This is a genomic window from Pseudarthrobacter sp. NPDC058119 (assembly GCF_042884655.1).
Lineage (GTDB): Bacteria > Actinomycetota > Actinomycetes > Actinomycetales > Micrococcaceae > Arthrobacter.
Genome location: NZ_JBHVTN010000013.1, coordinates 1 through 17,510, shown reverse-complemented (window position 1 = coordinate 17,510; position 17,510 = coordinate 1). Strand labels below are relative to the sequence as shown.

Here is a 17,510-nt window from a genome sequence, read left to right as displayed (position 1 = left end):
ACCGCCCGCGGCGCCAGTCAGTGGGCCCGGAATCCGTTGAAAGTTCCCTGGGCAGCAGAGAAGTCGGATTCGACCCGCTCCACCCGGCCCGGGGTCCTGTCCGATGTGAGCCAGTCCAGCAGTTTCCTGACCTGCGGTTCGGCTCCCTCGGCAATCACCGAGACCGAACCGTCGTCGAGGTTGCCCACCTCGCCGGACAATCCAAGTTCCTCCGCCGTGCCCATGGTCCAGTAGCGGAAGCCCACACCCTGGACCACCCCGAACACCCGGGCATCCAGCCTGACAGTGTCCTGGGCAGAACCGCCCCGCGCTGGGTCGTGCGCCGAACCTGCGTGCCTGCCCATGGTGCTCCTTCCCCAAACCTTGCTGCCCCGATCGGGTCGCAGTGACCGCCGCCGTGATGTCCAGGGGCTGATAACTGCGACCCGCGTGGGCTGCGTAAGGGCTAGTTGATGGTGATGTCGCGGGTGGCGTGGTTGTAACGGATGGTCACGGTGCCGCCGGCGTGGTGCAGCTCGTGGTTGGGGCCGTCGAATGTGCCGAAAGCGCCGTAGTTCTCGGTCCAAGAGCGGTTCAGGGCAATCTTGAACGTGTAGTAGCCGGCCGGCAGTTCGGCGCTCTTCTTCCACAGCTGGTCCAGGAAATCGAACTCCATCTGCGCTTCGTCGTACTGCGGTGCCCAGTTCTCCGGTGCACCCAGGATGGTGTTGAAGTCGCCGGCCAAGGCCACGGCCTCGGGCTGCGGCAGCGTTTCGACGTCAGGGCCTTCGAGCGGCTCGGCAGCAGCAGTTCCGGCTTTGTCCTTGGCGGGAGCCTTCTTGCGGACGGCTGCCACCACGGGTTCAACGGCGTCCTCGAGTGCCTTGGCTGCCTTGCCCACCACGGAGGCCGCCTTCTTGGCGGGGGCCTTGCGGGTGGTCTTCTTCGGGGCCTCCGTCTTGGCCGGAACCTCCAGCGTTGCGGCAGCGGCGGAGACGGGCCGGACGAAGCCTGCGGGAGCCGTGGGAACCGGGGTGTCGGCAGGGACAGGAGTGCCGGCCTCGAGCGCGGCCGCGAAGGAGCCCGCGTCAGGGAAGGCGGCCGTGGCGCGCATGCCGTCTTCCGTGATGGTCCAGCCCGAGCGGCCCTTGATCAGCCAACCGGCCTTGACCAGCTTGGCGGTGGCCGACGTGAGGGTCTTGTGGCCGCGCGGGATCCCGCCGCTGAGGAGTTCGGACTCATGGTCGTTGAACGGTACCCGGGCGGTTGCCTCTGCCAGGACCTGGCCCGCGTTCAGTGCATCGCCTGACCACACGCCTTCGGTCAGGACATCCAGGACGGTCTTGAGTCGAAGGTAGGTGTTTTCTGCGGTGGACTTGGCCATGATTCCCCTTATATAAAAGCGATCGGTCTTAGGCATCTTGCCAACTGCCCATTAAATCGCGCGACTTTAATTGGTTAACTCTGCGTGTCGTGACCGACTATGAAGCGGATGGTGCCGCAAGTGAGGCGGAGGTCTCGGGTAAGGGCTGTCTGCATAACCCTGAAGCGCTGATTTGGGTTCTGCCTTGCACTCCCCAGACACGCCTGCGGCACCTAGTTTACCGGGCGGAATGACCGCCTGTGGCGCCCGGCACGGCAGCGGTCAGTCGGCTACTTCCCTGCCATTCAATTCCGCTACCAACTCCGCTTTCCGCTCCTCCGTCGCGAAGGACGAATGGATGGAGTTCGCCGCCAGCCGCGCCTTGTCGAAATCGGACAGCTCGAACACCGCAGTGAGCTGGGCAAAGTTGTCATCCACGTAGCCCCCAAAGTAGGCGGGATCGTCTGAATTGACCGAGACGTTCAGCCCTGCGGCCAGCATGGCGGGCAACGGATGGTGGGCGAGGGTGTCAACGGCACGGAGCCTGACGTTGGACAGGGGGCACACGGTCAGCGGAATGCGCGCGTCCACCAGGCGCTCCACCAGGTCCGGATCGTCCATGCAGCGGATGCCGTGGTCGATCCGCTCCACACCCAGGATGTCCAGGGCTTCGTAAATGTACGACGCCGGTCCCTCCTCGCCGGCGTGGGCCGTCAGCCGCAGGCCTGCTTCACGCGCTTTTGCGTACAGCCGCTCGAACTTGGAGGGCGGGTTTCCCACCTCGGCCGAATCCAGCCCAATGGCGCCGATCGGTGCGTCCATGGCCAGCAGCCGGTCCAGGACTTCCAGCGCCGAGTCCTCCGGCAGGTCACGCAGGAATGCGGCGATCAGGATAGTGGAGATGCCGAACTCCTCCTCCGAGGTTGCCAGCACCGAGGCGACACCGCTGACGCACGCCTCCAAGGAAATTCCGCGGGAGAGGTGTGCCTGCGGGTCCATCATGATCTCCGCGTGCCGGACGCCTGCGGCGGCAGCCCGTTCAAGGTAGGCCCGGGTCATGTCTGCAAAGTCCTGCTCGGTGCGCAGCACGGCCATGTTGGCGTAGTAGAGGTCCAGGAAGGACTGCAGGTCGGTGAACTCATACTTCTCGCGGAGCTCGTCCAGGCCCGAGTAGGGCAGTTCAATGCCGTTGCGCTCAGCCAGGGCAAAGATGAGTTCGGGCTGCAGCGTGCCTTCGATGTGCAGGTGCAGTTCGGCCACGGGAAGGGGCTTGGCAGGCACCGCGGGTTCCGCGGGGTCCGTCTCGGTTTCGGGCATGGCGCTGCCGCCGGAAAAGTTGTCCATCGGGACAGAATAATGCCCCTACGGGTTTCGCGCCTGTCCGCACCCCCGGCGGTGCCTCGTCCGCGCTCCCGAGGCAACAGCGCCGGGATCCCCACCTCTGCCCGGTCCGCACCCAACCGACCGGCGGAATCTCGATTTGATAACGCCCAAACGATGTCCTAGCGTGAAAGACATGCCCGTTCAGCGGGCGAATTGAATGCCCGGTGCTGCCTTCACCAGAACTGCCCAGCGGCAGACACCGACAGTGACCTCTATTCGTCAGGGGTGGGCAGTGGCGCGACGATCTCCGGGGACGGAACCAGCGCCGGTGGCCTTCAGGAGCATCACCATCATGAAAAACACCATATTCCGTACTGCCGCACGCCGCGGAGTCACCCTGGCCGCCGTCTCCGCGGCAGGTTTGGCGCTTTCCGCCACGGCGGCCAACGCAGCTACCCCCACGTCCACGTGGGACGCACTCGCGCAGTGCGAGAGCGGTGGCAACTGGTCCACCAACACGGGGAACGGCTTCTCCGGTGGCCTGCAGTTCACCTCCAGCACCTGGTCCGCGTATGGCGGCACCGGCTCCCCCGAAAACGCAAGCCGCGAACAGCAGATCGCTGTAGCTGAGCGGGTCCAGGCTTCCCAGGGCTGGGGTGCCTGGCCGTCCTGCTCGTCACAGTTGGGACTGAGCGGCGGCGGCGGAGCACCGGTCCAGAGTGCCCCCGTACAGAGCGCGCCGGTGCAGAGCACCCAGGTCCAGAGCGCGCCGGTCAAGCAGGCACCCGCGCCGCGGCACGCAACCTCGGTTCCGCTCAGCGGCGAGACCTACACCCTGCAGGCCGGGGACACCCTGAGCATCGTCGCCCAGAAGCTGGGCATCCAGGGCGGCTGGCAGCACCTTGCCGACGCCAACCTGGACACCATCTCGGATCCGAACGTCGTGTTCGAGGGACAGGTCATCCAGCTCCCCGCGTAGCACCAGCGGCTTTGGCCGCTCCGCCTCTTCAAGGCGACACAGGCAGGTCGGCGATAGACAAATTCCGTTGACCAAAGTACGACGCCGGCACACCCCCACGAGGGATGTGCCGGCGTCGTACTTTAATCGGTCAGCCCCTGCCGCCTGGGCGGCAGGGGCAGGACGGTCAGCTGGCGGGGAGCTCGCGGACGATCCGAACCTTCCAGGCTGACTCGTCGCTGGTGTCCAGCAAGGCGACAGTGCCATGCGCAAGATTCAGTGCCACCCGCTTCACGGCCAGCAGCTCCAGGTAGAGGTGCTCGTTCATGCGGCTGGGGGTGTCGATCATGTACTTCACCGCGTCGCGCAGCTGACGGTAGTTGGCGCTGCGTTCGCGGTGCATGTGCAGTTCCAGGGCGGACCGCTGCTTGAGCCGCGGCTCGTGCCGGTTGAGCAGCGTCACGGCTGCGTGCACTGCGACCACGAGGGTCAGCGAGACGCCATAGATCCACCAGCCGCTGGAGAGCAGGAAGAGCGGCAGGTTTCCGATGGCCACGAGGGCGATGACCACCCTGAGGGCGGCGATACGGCGGACAGTCCTGGCTACGGCGGCCATGCCGTCGCGGAACCGGTGCTGGTCCTTGCGTGCGGCGACGGGATCGATGGTGAACTCGTCGAGGACCAGGATTCCCTGGGCTTCCGGGCCCAGCATCTGTCCGTAGCGGGGCAGTGCGGCGCGGGCGTGGTCGATTGCTTGGTCAGGTGTAGATGTCATGAGAGAGCTTCCAAAACGCGGGGGTGGTTGCGGTGATCTTAGTGGGTCAAGCTGGAAGCCGTATGCAGCTGTCCATTATTTGGACGCGCCGCCGTGCCCCGAGTGGTCCTGCGCACTGTAATTGGAACATCCGCCGCATGCCGTCAGACTGAATAGATGCAAACCTTCCTCCCGTACCCTGACTTCCGCGAAAGCGCCAAAGCCCTGGACACCGCACGGCTGGGCAAGCAACGGGTCGAAGCCCTGCAATCCCTCCGCGCCCTGGTGATTCCCGGGTACGGCTGGCAGACCCACCCTGCCATCCGGATGTGGATGGGCCACGTGCCCGCCCTCACCATGTACGGACTGGCCATGGTGGACGAGTGGCTCGTACGGGGCCACCCGGACAACACGCGGGCCAACATCGCGGAATTCGCGCCACAGGCCGGCCACCCCGACTACGCCGCCAAAATTGTGATGCCGCCATGGCTCGGGGACCCGGATTTCCACCTGAGCCACCGCTCAAAGCTGGTGCACAAGGAACCCAAGTTCTATGCCTCCGTCTTCCCGGATGCGATTCCCGAAATGGACTACCTCTGGCCCGAACCCCGGCACGAATTCCTGCCGCAGGAACCGGAAGGGGACCTGCTGTGGATCCTTCGCGAGCCGCATGAGGACGTCGACCCCCAGTCCCTTTCCACGGTGGCGCTTCCGCCCGTAAACCGGAGCGCCGCTGCCGCAGCCGCGATGGCCGCCGGAGACGACGGCTACACGCCCGTCTACGTCGAGGACGGATCCCGGCGGCCGTCGCGCGCGCCGAAGAAAGCGCCGCCGAGGCCCCAGGTGAAGAAGCCCACACGCAAACGCCAGGCGCAGGAGGAGGCGTTCCGCACTCTTCCGGGCAAGACTCCGGTTGCCGTTCCCTTCGAGAGTGGAGCCAAATTCGCCGTGGGACAGGTGGTGGGGCGTCCCATCACCCTGGCCGACGGCCGCTTCGGCAGGAACTTCGAAGTCACCGAGATCATTGACCGCTCGGCGTTCGCCTATCCTGCGCTGCTGCAGGATCCCCGCGTGTTCTTCCCGGTGGAGGCACCGTAGGAGATGACGGTTCTCTTGGCGGGGTGCGGGGACCTGGGCACCGAGGCAGGGCTGCGGTTTGCTGCCCTGGGTCACCGGGTGGTGGGCTGGCGCCGCTCCCCCGCGAAACTGCCGGCGGCCATCGAAGGCGCCGCGGCTGACCTGGGATCGACGGACCTCCCGCCGGTCCCCGCGGACACCACCGCCGTCGTCGTCGCTGTTGCTGCGGACTCCCCCACGGAGGAGGCATACCGCGCCGCGTATGTACGCGGAATGGCAAACGTCCTCAATGCGCTGGACCGGGACCAAGTGGCGCCGGAGCGGATCGTCTTTGTTTCCTCCACTGCCGTTTACGGGGATGCCGGTGGCGGCTGGGTGGACGAGAACATCGCACCGGAGCCTGGCGGATTTTCCGGCCGGGTGTTGTTGGAAGCCGAAGGCCTCCTGCGCGCCAGGTTGTCAGGGACCCGCACAGCCGGCATCTCGCTCAGGCTGGGAGGCATTTACGGGCCCGGCCGGACGCGCCTGATCGATCAGGTGAAGACGGGGTCCGCCGTGATCCCCGAGGACGTGCGCTACACCAACCGGATCCACCGCGACGACGCCGCAGCCGCCATCGTGCACCTCGCCACAATGGAGGCAGAGCCTGCGTCTGCATATGTCGGGGTGGACGACGAGCCGGCCGACCTCGGGGCGGTGCTGCGCTTCCTGGCGTCCGAACTGGGCCTTCCTTCTCCGCCTGTTGGCGACGCCGGCCCAGCCCGTGGGGGCAACAAGCGGTGCCGCAATGACTTGCTCCGCAGCACTGGATTCACCTTCGCGTTTCCGACGTTCCGCGAAGGGTACAGGGACGTTATGGCAGGGAACGGCGTCCGCCACCCGTGACCGCCGTTCCGAAGTGACCGCCAAGCGGGCCCGGTTGGGCCGTGGACCGTTTGGCAGGGACTGAGGCGGGGCATGGAGTTTCGGCAGGTTATTGAGACGGTTGGGCAGCTGGTCGACTTCGCAGGAGTCGCAGTCATGGTCATCGGAGCGGTGGTTTCCCTCCCCCTGGCGCTGCGGGGCCATCAGCCGCGGCAGCTTCCGGCGGGCGCGGAGAAGCTGAGTCTCTACCGTTCATACCGCCAGTTGCTGGGAAGATCCATCCTGCTGGGCCTTGAACTACTCGTTGCGGCCGACATCATCCGGACCGTTGCCGTCACGCCAACGTTCGCCAGTGTCGGCGTGCTGGCCATCATCGTGCTGATCAGGACGTTCCTCAGCTTCTCCCTGGAGCTGGAAATCACCGGGCGCTGGCCGTGGCAAAAGGACCCATCGGCTGGCCGTACCGGTTCCACGGCTTCGGCGGCCTAAGCACTACTTGTCCTGTGTTTTCCACATAGGGGTTCTTGGGTCTCTTCATGGTCAGTGGCGGCTGGCAGAGTGTGGTTATGGAGGCCATTGGGGAGCATCTTGGTACGGCGTGCGGAGGGAAAGCGTACGACGCCGGCAGTTGGCTGCTGCGCCCGGCCCACCTTCATGCCGTCCCCGGCGCCCAGCCTTCACAGCCCTCATCACCTGCGACCAAGGCTGCACCTTCCCCAACTGCACCATCCCCGCACCCTGGTGCGAAGCCCACCACATCACCTACTGGTCACACGGCGGGCCCACCACCACCAACAACGGCGTCCTGCTCTGCAGCCACCACCACCACCACCTCATCCACAAAGAACAATGGACCATCACCACCACCCCCGGCACACCCGCATACATCCCCCCACCCCACCTCGACCCCACCCAAACACCCCAACAAAACCACTACTTCAAACCACCCCCACCACCCGAGCCACCACGCGAAAAGTGTCCAAAGACAGTCCGTTAGGCTTCACCCATGACCGAAAACAGCAGCGCAAAAGCCTCCCAACTTCTCCGCCTCCACCAGGCCCCTGAGATCCTCCAGGTGATCAACGTGTGGGATGCCATCACTGCCAAAGTCATCACGGATATCCCGGGAACCACTGCCCTGGCAACGGCAAGCCACTCCATCGCTGCAACACTTGGCTACGAGGATGGTGAGAACATTCCCGTTGACGAGATGATCAGCTTTGTGGGCCGCATCGCCGCAGCCACCCGCCTGCCCGTCAGCGCTGACCTTGAGTCCGGCTACGGGAACCCTGGGGAGACAACCCGCAAGGCCATCGGAGTCGGAATCGTTGGCGCCAATATCGAGGACCAGATGCGCCCGCTCGAGGACGCAGTGAACCAGATGGCAGCCGTTGCGCACGCCGGCGCTGCCGAAGGAATCGACTTTGTCCTGAACGCACGGACGGACGCCTTCCTCAAGGGCAAGGACCGGGACCCCGAAGACGTTCTTGCGGATGCCATCGCGCGCGGCAAGGCCTTCCTGGACGTCGGTGCCACCATGGTCTTCGTCCCCGGCCTTTTGGACGAGCCCACGGTTACTGCCCTGGTGGAAGGCATCGGCTGGAACAAGGTCTCGGTCATCAACGTTCCTGGGTCCCTGCCGCCGGCGAAACTGCAGGAACTGGGCGTGGCCCGCATCTCGTACGGTCCATGGACCCAGCGGGTGACGCTGACTGCCCTGGCTGACACGGCGGTCAAACTTCTCGCCGGTGGCCAGCTTCCCGAAGACACACGCCCGCTGAACTAGTCCTGTCTGGCTGTTAATCAGAAACCTCGTCAAGTGGACCAAGCGAAGGATTGGATGGCCTTGACCGGAAACCTCAGCGCCCCGGCTATGTGGCCGCTGCCACCGGCGCTTCCCAAACCGGTGTTTTCCGACCAGCGGTGGCTTGATGCAGTCTTCCTCCACTGGCGTATTCCGACGGCAACCGCTGCCCCCTTCATGCCCGAAGGCGTTGAGCCCGATGTGTTCGATGGCAGTTCCTGGGTGGGCCTGATCGGCTTCCGCATGGAACAGGCGGGACTCGGAACCGGCCCCGGCATCCCGTACCTGGGAAGCTTCAACGAGGTGAACGTCCGGCTGTACTCCCGCGAACGGGATGGGACGCGCGGCGTGGTTTTCCTGAGCCTGGACGCCGACAGGCTACCGGTGGTCATGGCTACACGGGCCGCCGGAATCCCGTACGTGTGGTCGCGGATCCGGCAATGGCCGCCGTTTCCGGGCGGCAACGCACGGCAGCATGCCACCGGAGCGGCGGCCATACCTCGGAGCACCGATAAAGCCACGGTCGGCTACTCGGTGCGCCGGTTCGGCGCCGCCGGCGCACGCAGCCACTTCGGGGTCATCCCCGACCTGCACACCGCGGCCGCCGACCCCTTATCAATCTTCCTGACGGCCAGGTACGGAATGCACGGGCGCTTTCACGGCAGGAGCATCTACGTCCCCAACACCCACCACGAATGGCCGCTCTTTGGCGCCAAGGTTCATCGGCTCAGTGACGGACTGGTGGGGGCGGCCGGCATCAGTGTCAACGGGCCGCCGGAGTCCGTCCTCTACTCCCCCGGCGTCCGGACACGGTTCGGCCGCCCCCGAGTCCTGGAAACTAACGGCTAGAGACCCCGCATCCGGGACCGCCCAACGGCCCTGGACTACTTGCCCAGGCCGGCCTTCCGAAGTGCCTCGGCCATGGCCGTGTTGGCAGGCTGGGGTTTGGGGCTTGACCGGACGTTTCCGCCGGACATGCCTGATCCCTGCTTGGCCGGCTGTTGGCGGTCCGGGTGCCCGGCACGCTCGGTCTTTCGGCTCCCGGCATCGCGCCGGCCTGAACCTGCACCGCCGCCGGGTGGTTCGTCGTCGAGCCTTAACGTGAGCGAAATCCGTTTCCGCTCCGGGTCCGCCTCCAGTACTTTCACCCGGACCACCTGGCCGGACTTCACCACCTCGCGCGGATCGGACACGAAGCGGTTGGACAGGGCGGAGACGTGGACAAGGCCGTCCTGGTGGACTCCAACGTCAACGAACGCCCCAAACGCCGCAACGTTGGTGACCGTTCCTTCGAGGATCATGCCCGGCACAAGGTCCGAGATCTTCTCGATGCCTTCCGAGAACGTGGCGGCGGCAAAGGCGGGACGGGGGTCGCGCCCGGGTTTGTCCAGTTCCGCGAGGATGTCCTGGACGGTGGGGAGGCCGAACGTACCGTCCACGAACTTCTGCGGGTCCAGGGTGGAGGCCGGGGCGGAACCGGCGGCCACGAGGATCTTCCTCGCCACCGTATACGATTCGGGGTGCACACTCGATGCGTCCAGCGGCTCTGCTCCCCCGGTGATCCTCAGGAAGCCTGCACACTGTTCGAACGCCTTGGCCCCCAGCCGCGGCACTTTCTTGAGGTCGGTCCGCTTGGTGAAGGGTCCGTGCTCGTTGCGGTAGGCCACGATGTTCTCACTCAGCAGGGGGCCGACGCCGGCAACGCGGCTCAGCAGTGCCGGCGATGCCGTGTTGACGTCGACACCCACGGCATTCACGCAGTCCTCCACCACGGCATCCAGGCTCCGGTCGAGCTTCGACGCCGTCACGTCGTGCTGATACTGGCCAACGCCGATGGACTTGGGATCGATTTTGACGAGTTCAGCGAGCGGGTCCTGCAGCCGGCGGGCGATGGAAACTGCGCCGCGCAGCGATACATCCATTCCGGGGAGCTCTGCGGCGGCGAGCGCCGAGGCAGAGTAAACGGATGCACCGGCCTCGGACACCACAATTTTCTGGGGTTTCCGGTCCACCTTGGGAAGCAGCTTGATCAGCTCGGCAGCCAGTTTGTCCGTCTCGCGTGAGGCGGTTCCGTTGCCGATGGCCACGAGTTCGACGGCGTGCTGCCGCGCCAATCGCACCAAGGTTGCTAGGGCTTCGTCCCATTTCCGCGCCGGGGCGTGCGGGTAGACCGTATCAGTGGCAACCACCTTCCCGGTGCCGTCCACCACGGCGACCTTCACACCGGTCCGGAGCCCTGGGTCGAGGCCCAACGTGGCACGGTTTCCGGCTGGGGCGGCCAGCAGGACGTCCCTGAGGTTGGCGGCGAAGACCCGGACGGCCTCGTCTTCCGCTGCGGCGAACAACCTGGCGCGGAGGTCGGAGGTGAGGCGGGCCAGCACGCGTGAACGCCAGGCCACCTGGGCCGTCTGCATCAGCCAGGCGTCGGCGGGGCGGCCACGGTCGGCGACCCCGAGGAACCTGGCCACGGCCGACTCGTAGCGGGCGCGGGCGGCGGTGAGGGCGGCGTCGTCCGTTTGGTCCGCTTCGGCGAGGTCCAGCTCTAGGACGCCGTCTTTCTCGCCGCGCAATAGTGCAAGCACCCGGTGGGACGGCATCCGGTCCGGTGCCTGCGCGAACTCGAAGTAATCCGCGAACTTCTGGCCTTCGGCTTCTTTGCCTTTCTTGACGCGGGAGACCATCCGCCCCTGGGTCCACATCCTGTCCCGCAGGTTGGCTGCGAGGTCAGGATCTTGGGCTACGCGCTCCACCAAGATGGCCCGGGCACCTGCGAGCGCGGCGGCAGGGTCACCAATGGCGTGGTCGCCGTTCAGGTATTTGCCGGCCTCACGCTCCGGGTCGAGGTCCGGCCTCTTCAGCAGCGTGTCCGCGAGGGGCTCCAGGCCAGCCTCGCGGGCAATCTGGGCCTTGGTCCGGCGCTTGGATTTGAACGGCAGGTAGATGTCCTCGAGCCGCGACTTGGTGTCCGCTGCCAGGACCGCTTTGCGCAGTTCCGGTGTCAGCTGGCCCTGCGCCTCTATCGCGTCGAGGACTGCGCGACGGCGGTCCGCCAGTTCGCGGAGGTAGCGGAGCCGTTCGTCGAGGTCGCGGAGTTGGGTATCGTCCAGGGTGCCGGTGGCTTCCTTGCGGTACCGGGCGACGAAGGGAACCGTCGCACCGCCGTCGAGCAATCCGACCGCGGCCTTGACCTGCCAGTCCTTGACCCCCAGTTCGGCGGCGATCTGGGCGAAGATCGCGTCCTCCTCCGATGCGCGGGAGGGAGCGGACGTGGCGGTGGGTGCAGGCAGTTGGGTCACCCCAACATCTTGCCTTACCGGCCTGCCCGGCTCCACCGGGCACAGCGGGCAGGAGGATGCGGCCGGGAACGTGAGGGTATTCCGCTGGGCCCGGCAAAGTGCTGTAGTGGAAATGCCGTTACTGGCGCCGATGCTCGAGGAAGAGGCCATCATGCGGGAACTGCTTGTGGTGTTTCAGGACGGGTTCGACGAGGCCAACATCACCGTGACCGTCAACGGCAAGGAGGTGCGCCGGGACCTTGGGGTCTCCACCAATCCGTTGCTGGGCATCGCGTCAGAGGTCTCTGTGGAGCTCCCGGCGAAGGGTGCGCAGGTGGGAGTCGAAGTCACCAATAGGGGGCTGAAGGCCATCACCAAGGTCAGTGGGAAACCAAAGAGCGTGCTGGTATCCATCGAGGACGGACGCCTACTGATGAAGGAAGGCACGGGCCGGGAGGCTGTCCTGTAGCCACTTTGCCGGGCTGCGAAACAGGCTCTGGCAGGAGTCCATTCGTTGGAGTATCATCTGATCACCGCCGGCTTCCAGTGGACACCGGCGGGCCACACAAGTCTTCAGCCGGAGGTCGTCGGATGGCCTCCGGCGCCGCTGCCCGGGACCAGCACCCCTGACAGCCAACGACGGCGGCACCCACGTGGGTGCCGCCGTCGTCGTCTTGTTTGGGTTGGCCGGTGCGCCGCTTAGCCCTGGTACATCGGGTAGTCCGTGTAACCGATGGCACCGTCTGCATAGAACGTGGAGGCGTCAGGTTCGTTGAGCGGCAGGCTTTCCTTCCAACGCCGGGCCAGGTCCGGGTTGGCGATTGCCGGGCGTCCCACGACGACGGCGTCGGCGTGTCCATCGGCCACCAGGTTTACGGCTTCTTCCCGGGTGGTGATCACACCGAAGCCGGTGTTGACCAGGAAGGTGCCGCCGAAGCGGGTACGGAGGTCCTGGACCAGTTCGCCGGTGGGTTCGTGGTGCAGGATGCTCAGGTAGGCCAGGTTGAGCGGTGCGATGCTGTCCACGAGGACCTCGTAGGTGGCGCGCACGTCCGCAGCGTCGGTTTCGGCGATGCCCTGCACGTTGTGCTCGGGGGAAATGCGCAGGCCCACCCGGTTCGCGCCGAGGGCTGCCACGACGGCATTGATGGTCTCGATGACGAAGCGGGCCCGGTTCTCCGGCGATCCGCCATAGCTGTCCGTCCGGACGTTGGAGTTCGGGGCCAGGAACTCGTGCAGAAGGTAACCGTTGGCGGCATGCAGTTCCACGCCGTCGAATCCTGCCTCGATCGCGTTCAGCGATGCGTTGACGAATTCCTGGATGACCAGAGGGAGTTCGTCTGTGGTGAGGGCGTGCGGCACGGGATAAGGCTGCTTGCCGGCCGGTGTCCGGACCACGCCGTCAATGGCTACTGCACTGGGGGCGACGATGGGGAGTCCACCGGTGATATCTGGGTGGGAAACCCGGCCGCCGTGCATGATCTGGGCGAACATCCGGCCGCCTTCGGCGTGGACGGCGTCGGTAACCTTTTTCCACCCGGCAACCTGCTCCTCGGTGACGATGCCCGGCTGGCCCGGGTACGCCTGGCCGACGGGCGCGGGGTACGTGCCTTCGCTGACGATCAGGCCCAAGGAGGCCCGCTGGCGGTAGTGCTCGGCGAGGAGCGGGCCGGGGATGCCTTTCTCACCCGCGCGAAGGCGGGTCAGGGGCGCCATCACCAAGCGGTTGGGAAGTTCCAGTTCGCCGAGGGTGAGCGGGGAAAACAGCATGCGCGGTTCCTTTCGAAGGCTAAAGACGTACTGTCCATGCCAACTGTGGGGCGCGTGCAACTATTCCGCGCAACTCGACGGTGGGACCCGAATCACAGGTTTGCCTCGGTGCCCGCGCTATCTCCCCACGCCCGGGCAGCCTTGGCCCTGCGGATTGGCGTTGCAGTCGTCGGCATAGTTGCGGGTGAGGGACCGCCACACGCTGATCGTTTGCGGCGGCGCGTTGAACTGGCCTTGGCCGGGGATTGGCAGCGGCGGGCCGGAGTTTACCGAGTAGGTGCCCTGGAACGAGGTGGTCAGGACAACGTGGAAATCACCTGTGGACACGTATGCGTGGCTGGTCCGGGTCTTCTCGCCCCACCTGTCCTGCGGAAGGGGCCCACCCATGGACGGTTGGGGGCCGAAGACAGTTCCATCGCCATAGTTCCAGGTGTACTGGACCGGCGTGGCGATTACGTGCACCTTCTGGCCGAACATGGTGAGGTCGAACTGCTGTTCAGTGGCTTCCGCGTAGAAGTTCGTCTCGGCGCCGCGCAGCGTGTTGGGGCTCGGCTGGGCCACAACCGCACCCGCGCTGACAGGCAGGTTCTGGAACTGCCGCTGGATGTCGGCAGCGATCCTGGGCAGGAGGTCTTCGGGCTTCGGATCGTAGAGGCAGGTGGGGCCGGAGTGGTGCGCCCATACGGCTCCCGGCACACCCCGCGGCCGCGACAGCCACATCACCGGAATGCCCTTAGCGCCGTCCTCCCGGTCCTTGCAGTCGAGCTGGCGCGCAAGGCAAGGCGTATCGAAGTCGCCGCCGCCGAGGTGGCACTGGAGTTCATACTTGTACTCGTTGGGGTCGGTGTTTGGGACGTTAGGAATAGCCGGGACGAATTCTTTACGTTCGGAATCCCAGATATGGCCGCCCATCGTCAGGCCCGGTTTCCAAGCACCACCAAATTCTGGGTCGTCAGCACCCTCCGCATACGCTGGGAAAGCAGTGATCAAACTACTCATTGCCGCTACAAGGAGGAGTGAAAGCAGTCGCAACGGGGACACGACTAGCCAACGATGTTTCCGAGCTCAACCACTGTCCATTTACCTTCACTGAAGGAAAGGACGAGTAGATTGCCCTGGTCGGGCGCCTGCGGGTCTGTCCGAGCCGCGGTTCCGTCGGCCCTCATGTACGACAAAGGGTCCTGGTGAACCTGAGCCGCAACTTGATACGTGCCGTCCGGGCTTTTCGCGAACGTCGTATTTGCGACGGGCGTTGATACTTTTCCTCCCACCAACCAGCGCCCCTCTGAATGCCAATCCTGGGTCACCTTAATAACCTTCTGGCACGCTTCACAGGGGTTTGGGGCGATACTCTCGAATGGGGCCGTGTCACCCGTTTCGTACGCGTAGCTCAGAACGGAGAACCAATGCTTAGTGAAGGCTTCTGCGCCTTCCTTCGTCTCCGTCTTAGCCACCTCAGGCAGCACAGGAACCGGGACGTTTTGGGCGGGGCCGGAGGCGTCGGCTGGTTTGTAGACGGCACTGGGTGTGGGCGTGGGGGTTGGAGAGGCGATTTGCGTCGATGACTCCGTTGCTGCCGGAGAGGTAGGACCGGGATCGGCAGGTGCTCCCCCAGCACACCCGGCCAGTGCTACCGCGCAGGCGAGGAGGAACGCTCCAACACCGGAACGCGCTGCAAAAGACGAAACAAAGTTCTGTGATGTCATGGGCCGCTAATCCCCCAGTAGTTTCAAGACGGCTTGCTCCGAACAGTGCCTTAAGGGTAGCCCACGTCACAACTTACCGATCAGACTTATCCACAGGCGCCGGTCCCCCAAGGCATTGCTACCGCCAGGAATCCGACAAACGAAGTCACGAAAGAAAGCCGGTGCACCGAAGTGCACCGGCTTCCTCGATAAACATCGCTACTTCTGTGCCGGCAGCACCAACTCCCCTGTCTTGTCCGTGGACAAGGCGAGCGAAGAAACATACTGCGGGCCGCCGTCGGACGCGTCCTGCGCGGACCGCACCATGTCCGGGCGCTCGAACTCCAAGCCGGTCACGTGGCACAGGAGCTTTGCGTCGCTCGGGTTCCCGTCGGCGTCGAACATCGGCAGGTCGATGCCGTCGTCAAGGCGCCGCAGGTAGAACCGGCCGCGTGTCAGAACGGCAAGGACCGGCGGCAGCACCAGCGCCAGGCCCACCGCGAAGATCGGCGAGTACGGCTGGATGGCGGCACCAAAAGCCCCGAAGAACACTGCGATGGAGACACCCGCTGACGCCAGCATGGACACGAAGCCGACGGGGTTCACGGCGTACAGCATGCCGCGGCGGAACTCGGGCACCTTGGGGGAAATCTTGAGCAGGTACTTGTTGATCGCAATATCGGACGCCACGGTGACAACCCACGCCATGGCGCAGTTGGCGTAGAAACCCAAGATGGTGTTGAGGAAGTCGAACATGTTCGCCTCCATCAGGACCAGCGCGATCAGCAGGTTGACCACCACGAAAACCATCCGGCCCGGGTAGGTCTTGGTGATCCGGGTAAAGGAGTTGGTCCAGGCCAGGGATCCGGAGTACGCGTTGGTGACGTTGATCTTTATCTGCGAAATGACCACCAGCACCACGGCCAGCGTCATGGCCAACCAGGCCGGCATCATTTCCTGGTACACACCAAGGAACTGGTGCACGGGCTCATTGGCGGTGGCGGAGGCGGCAGGATCCAGCGTGGCAATCAGGTAGATGGCGATGAACAGTCCCACGATCTGTTTGATGGCCCCGAAAATTACCCAGCCCGGCCCGGCCAGGATCACCGCGCGCCACCAGGCGGCCCGGTTGGCGTCGGTGCGCGGTGGCATGAAACGGAGGTAGTCGATCTGCTCGGCAATCTGCGCCATCAGGGACAGGCACACGCCGGCGGCGAGCATCACGGACGCAAGGTTCGGGCCGCCGTCGCCGGTCGCCCCGGTATAGGCGAAGAAGCTGTCGATGCTCTCCGGGTGCGAGACCAGAAGGTATCCCACGGGCACCACCATCAGGAGCAGCCACAGCGGGGTGGTCCACACTTGCAGCTTGGCCAGCGTGTTCATGCCGTAGATCACCAGGGGAATAATGAGCACAGTGGACGCGGCGTATCCCAGCCACTGCGGAATGCCGAGCCCCAGCTCCAGCCCCTGCGCCATGATGGAGCCCTCCAGCGCGAAGAAGATGAACGTGAAGGTGGCAAAGATGACGTTGGTGACCACCGAGCCGTAATAGCCGAAGCCGGAACCGCGGGTGATCAGGTCCAGGTCGATGTTGTAGCGCGCGGCGTAGTAGGCCAGGGGAAAACCCGTGGCGAAAATGACCACGGCCGCCACCAGGATTCCCAGGATCGCGTTGACCGTCCCGTAGGAGATGCCGATGTTCGCCCCGATGGAGAAGTCGGCCAGGTAGGCGATGCCGCCCAGTGCGCTGGTGGCCACCACGCCTGCGCTCCACTTGCGGTAGGACCGCGGCGCGAACCGCAGCGTATAGTCCTCGAGGCTTTCCTTGGTGGCGTTCAGTGCGGCAGTGTTGCCTGCCGTGGGGATCGCCGGAGAGCGTCCGACGACGGCGGCACCAGCAGGTGCCGCCGGTTCCAACAGTTGGGTTGTTTCTGTGTCGTTGCCCATTGGGTGCGTCGCTTTCGTTTGCAGTCAGCCATCATGGCCCTGCGTGCGACGCTATCCAGCCGGAAATACAACCCGGTCACAGCCCTGTTTCCGGACTGTTAAGCCTTGACTGTCCTGTCAAAAAGACTGGGAATGGGGGCACAAAGACTCTGGCGCATTTCTACCCCACGTAGAAGAATGGCCGCATGATGTTTGAACACGCGGACGGCAATCCTGTCCTTGAACTCGATGATGAGCAGTCGTGGCGGCTTCTGGCGGCAACGCAGCACGGCCGGCTGGTGGTCTCGGTGGCCGGGGAACCGGACATTTTCCCGGTCAACTACGTAACCTCCAACCGGAAGCTTTACCTGCGAACGGCGCCCGGAAACAAACTGGCGCAACTGACCATCAACGCCAAGGTCCTGTTCGAAACCGACGGCATCCTGTCGCAGGAGGCCTGGTCCGTAGTCCTGCGGGGGACGGCGCGGGTCCTCAGTAATTCCGACGAACTCACCGCCATCGAGGAACTCGGGCTGAAAACTTGGGTGCCCACGCTCAAGGACTTCTACGTGGAGATCGACCCCAAGTCCGTCAGCGGCCGCCACTTCGTTTTCGGCGAACAGCCGGAACGGGAGATCTAGGTGTACTGCCCAGGGACGTTGGTTCGGTGAATGTGATGACTCGCTGGAGTCGTTGAGCCAAAGGTGAGGACCTCCGGTTGCACAGTGGAGT

At 64.9% G+C, this 17,510-nt stretch carries 17 protein-coding genes and 1 pseudogene; 9 read left to right on the top strand and 9 right to left on the bottom strand.

Annotated elements, in window-relative coordinates; all coding sequences use genetic code 11:
• Positions 1 to 17: 17 nt before the first annotated feature.
• The 3 genes from ACFVTD_RS20460 to ACFVTD_RS20450 all read right to left on the bottom strand — a co-directional run bounded on the left by ACFVTD_RS20460 (position 18) and on the right by ACFVTD_RS20450 (position 2,686).
• Complete coding sequence (locus ACFVTD_RS20460) at positions 18 to 344, bottom strand: acylphosphatase (RefSeq protein WP_387566815.1); 327 nt, start codon at positions 342 to 344, stop codon at positions 18 to 20.
• Positions 345 to 445: 101 nt separating this feature from the next.
• Complete coding sequence (locus ACFVTD_RS20455) at positions 446 to 1,363, bottom strand: glycosidase (RefSeq protein ID WP_387566812.1); 918 nt, start codon at positions 1,361 to 1,363, stop codon at positions 446 to 448.
• A gap of 261 nt (positions 1,364 to 1,624) precedes the next feature.
• Complete coding sequence (locus ACFVTD_RS20450; protein WP_387566809.1) at positions 1,625 to 2,686, bottom strand: adenosine deaminase; 1,062 nt, start codon at positions 2,684 to 2,686, stop codon at positions 1,625 to 1,627.
• Between the two features lie 331 nt (positions 2,687 to 3,017).
• Between ACFVTD_RS20450 and ACFVTD_RS20445 the strand changes: the two genes are divergently transcribed.
• Positions 3,018 to 3,644, top strand: a complete 627-nt coding sequence (locus ACFVTD_RS20445; protein ID WP_387566806.1) for a transglycosylase family protein — start codon at positions 3,018 to 3,020, stop codon at positions 3,642 to 3,644.
• A gap of 166 nt (positions 3,645 to 3,810) precedes the next feature.
• Here the strand turns inward: ACFVTD_RS20445 and ACFVTD_RS20440 are convergent, their stop codons facing one another.
• Positions 3,811 to 4,398, bottom strand: coding sequence for a hypothetical protein (locus tag ACFVTD_RS20440; RefSeq protein WP_387566803.1), 588 nt, complete (start codon positions 4,396 to 4,398; stop codon positions 3,811 to 3,813).
• A gap of 156 nt (positions 4,399 to 4,554) precedes the next feature.
• Here ACFVTD_RS20440 and ACFVTD_RS20435 point away from each other — a divergent pair, with 156 nt between their 5' ends.
• The 6 genes and pseudogenes from ACFVTD_RS20435 (at position 4,555) to ACFVTD_RS20410 (ending at position 8,971) form a co-directional block, all read left to right on the top strand.
• Complete coding sequence (locus ACFVTD_RS20435) at positions 4,555 to 5,475, top strand: MSMEG_6728 family protein (RefSeq protein WP_387566800.1); 921 nt, start codon at positions 4,555 to 4,557, stop codon at positions 5,473 to 5,475.
• Between the two features lie 3 nt (positions 5,476 to 5,478).
• Positions 5,479 to 6,339 (top strand): NAD-dependent epimerase/dehydratase family protein, encoded by an 861-nt coding sequence (locus ACFVTD_RS20430; protein ID WP_387566797.1) that lies wholly within the window; start codon positions 5,479 to 5,481, stop codon positions 6,337 to 6,339.
• Between the two features lie 72 nt (positions 6,340 to 6,411).
• Positions 6,412 to 6,807 carry a DUF1622 domain-containing protein gene (locus ACFVTD_RS20425; protein WP_387566794.1) on the top strand — a complete coding sequence of 132 codons (396 nt, stop codon included), beginning with the start codon at positions 6,412 to 6,414 and terminating at the stop codon, positions 6,805 to 6,807.
• A 193-nt stretch (positions 6,808 to 7,000) separates the two neighbouring features.
• Positions 7,001 to 7,315: pseudogene (locus ACFVTD_RS20420) on the top strand (HNH endonuclease signature motif containing protein); the annotation flags it as partial.
• A gap of 9 nt (positions 7,316 to 7,324) precedes the next feature.
• Positions 7,325 to 8,104: an isocitrate lyase/phosphoenolpyruvate mutase family protein gene (locus tag ACFVTD_RS20415; protein WP_387566791.1), complete on the top strand. Its 780-nt coding sequence runs from the start codon at positions 7,325 to 7,327 to the stop codon at positions 8,102 to 8,104.
• Positions 8,105 to 8,158: 54 nt separating this feature from the next.
• Complete coding sequence (locus tag ACFVTD_RS20410) at positions 8,159 to 8,971, top strand: YqjF family protein (RefSeq protein ID WP_387566788.1); 813 nt, start codon at positions 8,159 to 8,161, stop codon at positions 8,969 to 8,971.
• 35 nt (positions 8,972 to 9,006) lie between these two features.
• Here the strand turns inward: ACFVTD_RS20410 and ACFVTD_RS20405 are convergent, their stop codons facing one another.
• The gene (locus ACFVTD_RS20405; RefSeq protein WP_387566904.1) at positions 9,007 to 11,409 is read right to left on the bottom strand and encodes a Tex family protein; all 2,403 of its coding nucleotides are present in this window, start codon (positions 11,407 to 11,409) and stop codon (positions 9,007 to 9,009) included.
• A 139-nt stretch (positions 11,410 to 11,548) separates the two neighbouring features.
• Between ACFVTD_RS20405 and ACFVTD_RS20400 the strand changes: the two genes are divergently transcribed.
• Positions 11,549 to 11,866, top strand: a complete 318-nt coding sequence (locus tag ACFVTD_RS20400; RefSeq protein WP_387566901.1) for a hypothetical protein — start codon at positions 11,549 to 11,551, stop codon at positions 11,864 to 11,866.
• Positions 11,867 to 12,096: 230 nt separating this feature from the next.
• Here ACFVTD_RS20400 and ACFVTD_RS20395 read toward each other — a convergent pair whose 3' ends face one another.
• The 4 genes from ACFVTD_RS20395 to ACFVTD_RS20380 all read right to left on the bottom strand — a co-directional run bounded on the left by ACFVTD_RS20395 (position 12,097) and on the right by ACFVTD_RS20380 (position 16,799).
• Positions 12,097 to 13,167: an alkene reductase gene (locus ACFVTD_RS20395; RefSeq protein ID WP_387566785.1), complete on the bottom strand. Its 1,071-nt coding sequence runs from the start codon at positions 13,165 to 13,167 to the stop codon at positions 12,097 to 12,099.
• 117 nt (positions 13,168 to 13,284) lie between these two features.
• The gene (locus ACFVTD_RS20390; protein ID WP_387566782.1) at positions 13,285 to 14,079 is read right to left on the bottom strand and encodes a PKD domain-containing protein; all 795 of its coding nucleotides are present in this window, start codon (positions 14,077 to 14,079) and stop codon (positions 13,285 to 13,287) included.
• 131 nt (positions 14,080 to 14,210) lie between these two features.
• Complete coding sequence (locus ACFVTD_RS20385; protein ID WP_387566780.1) at positions 14,211 to 14,873, bottom strand: DUF6318 family protein; 663 nt, start codon at positions 14,871 to 14,873, stop codon at positions 14,211 to 14,213.
• A gap of 198 nt (positions 14,874 to 15,071) precedes the next feature.
• Positions 15,072 to 16,799 carry a purine-cytosine permease family protein gene (locus ACFVTD_RS20380; RefSeq protein WP_387566777.1) on the bottom strand — a complete coding sequence of 576 codons (1,728 nt, stop codon included), beginning with the start codon at positions 16,797 to 16,799 and terminating at the stop codon, positions 15,072 to 15,074.
• 185 nt (positions 16,800 to 16,984) lie between these two features.
• Between ACFVTD_RS20380 and ACFVTD_RS20375 the strand changes: the two genes are divergently transcribed.
• Entirely contained in the window at positions 16,985 to 17,419 is a 435-nt protein-coding gene (locus ACFVTD_RS20375) for a pyridoxamine 5'-phosphate oxidase family protein (protein ID WP_387566774.1), read from the top strand.
• Positions 17,420 to 17,510: the final 91 nt, after the last annotated feature.